A 1,678-nucleotide genomic window follows, 5' to 3' on the forward strand; every position below is an offset into this window, starting at 1 on the left:
CCCCCGGACCGAGTCCGGGGGAGCGCCCTGGGGACAGGGGGCCATCGGGGCGGGGGAGCGACCGCGGCGGCGCGGAGGGGGAGCCGTCGCGGTCGCCGTATCTCGAGGGGTCATATCACGCCAGCCTTTGATAATTTCGGGCCAACGGTGCAAATGTTTGCATTTCCATCGATAGGTTCCACGCAGTGAATGGCAATCAGGCCTTCGACAGAGGAGCTGGGATGACCCGCGCCAAGCAGATGTTCATCACTTTCGCAATCGCAGCTGCGGCGGCAGGCGGTGCGGTCAGTCCGGCTGTGGCCGATAGCAACTCAACGGTCAGCCCGGTCGCCGGGGAGCATCACGCGTCGGTCACCCTGGGCACCGAAGAGCACCACGCGTCGGTCGGCCCGGCCGCCCAGGAGCACCACGCCTCGGTCACCCCGGGCACCCAGGAGCACCACGCCTCGGTCACCCCGGAGCACCACGCGTCGGTCACCCCGGGCACCGAAGAGCACCACGCGTCGGTCCTGCCGCAGGACGACGACCCGGCCCTCGTCACCCCCCTGGACCACCACTCGGCCTGAGGTGGCAGCGGCAGCGCGCCCCAGGGGCACGCTGGACGGGGGCCGAACCCGGTGCTCGGCCCCTCTGTCATGTACGGGGCCGTACGTCGCGGCCATGTACGGAGGTCATGTACGGGTCCGCAGCCGCGCCTTGATGGGCCCAGCGGATGCGGAGGGGGAGGTCGCGCGGATGGCGCTGGTGGGCACGGCGGAGCGGCTGTCTGCCCGGCGGGCCCAGGAGATCGGGCTCGTCTCGGAGGCCGTCGCACCGGCCGAGCCGGCGCCGACCGCCCTGGGGGCGGCCTCGGTGACCGCGTCGCGACCGACCGCGGCCGTCCAGGGAACCCTACGGGCCGTGTGGTCGGCCCGCGAGGTCGGCCCGCGAGGCGGCGCGCAAGCGGGCACTGGCGGGCGCGCCGCTCCTCATCGCGCTGGGCAACCTCTCCCCGGAGCGGCAGGGCGAGCTGTTCACCGCGCGCCGCCGTGACTTCCGGACGCGGTGACGGGAGGCCGGCTCGTCCGGGCCCGTGGACCTCAACGCCCGGACGGCTCCGCCCCGGTCGGCCGTCCGGGCGCACTGCGGCCGGACGCGGCTTCCCGTGGCGGGAGGGCGGCACCGGGCGTAGCGTCGGAGACGAGGTGATCCGTGCTCATGGCCCGCAACGCCCTCGGTTCCGCGGTCGCCCTCCTCGGAGCGGCGGCCGCCGTCGCGAGCCCCTTCCGAGCCTGGTACGGCGGCCGCCAGGGGCAGGACATCCGCGTCGAGGACCTCGTCCTGGGGGCCACCGCGGTGAATGCCGGGCTCTGGGAGTCGCTGTTCGTGCTGATGCTCTTCGTCGCGCTGGTGACGCTCCTCGGGGTGCTGCTGCGCTCCCGGCTGACGGTCGCCCTGGCGGGGATCGTGGCGCTCGGCTTCACCATCCTGTGGATGGTGCGGCAGGGGCAGGCCGTGGGGAGCCTCACGGTCGGCGGTGACGTCGGGCTGGGGGCCGGCGTGGCGCTCGCCGCCGGCGGGGGCCTGCTCATCCTGCTGGGCGCGGTACTCATGGCGGGACGCAAGCGCAGACGGTCCCGGCACGGGCGCCTGGAACCCATGGCCGAGCCCGAACCGTACGACCGTCCGTACGACCAGC

Annotated in this window: 2 protein-coding genes and 1 pseudogene; all 3 read left to right on the forward strand. The window is 73.8% G+C overall.

Annotation, left to right across the window (positions count from 1 at the left end; all coding sequences use genetic code 11):
* The first annotated feature begins 221 nt into the window (after positions 1 to 221).
* A complete protein-coding gene (locus tag ACTWQE_RS34005) occupies positions 222 to 566 on the forward strand; it encodes a hypothetical protein (protein ID WP_443332951.1) in 345 nt (114 codons plus the stop codon).
* Between the two features lie 154 nt (positions 567 to 720).
* Positions 721 to 1,048 (forward strand): annotated as a pseudogene (locus ACTWQE_RS34010) (enoyl-CoA hydratase/isomerase family protein); the annotation flags it as partial.
* Positions 1,049 to 1,197: 149 nt separating this feature from the next.
* On the forward strand, positions 1,198 to 1,678 hold a 481-nt coding region (locus ACTWQE_RS34015; RefSeq protein WP_443332952.1), incomplete at its 3' end, for a hypothetical protein.

The sequence above is a fragment of the Streptomyces sp. 8N706 genome (genome assembly GCF_052245415.1).
Taxonomy (GTDB): domain Bacteria; phylum Actinomycetota; class Actinomycetes; order Streptomycetales; family Streptomycetaceae; genus Streptomyces.

Excerpts from the sequence above, each read along its gene's own strand:
- ACTWQE_RS34005 (WP_443332951.1), top strand. The coding sequence starts at position 222 with ATGACCCGCGCCAAGCAGATGTTCATCACTTTCGCAATCGCAGCTGCG.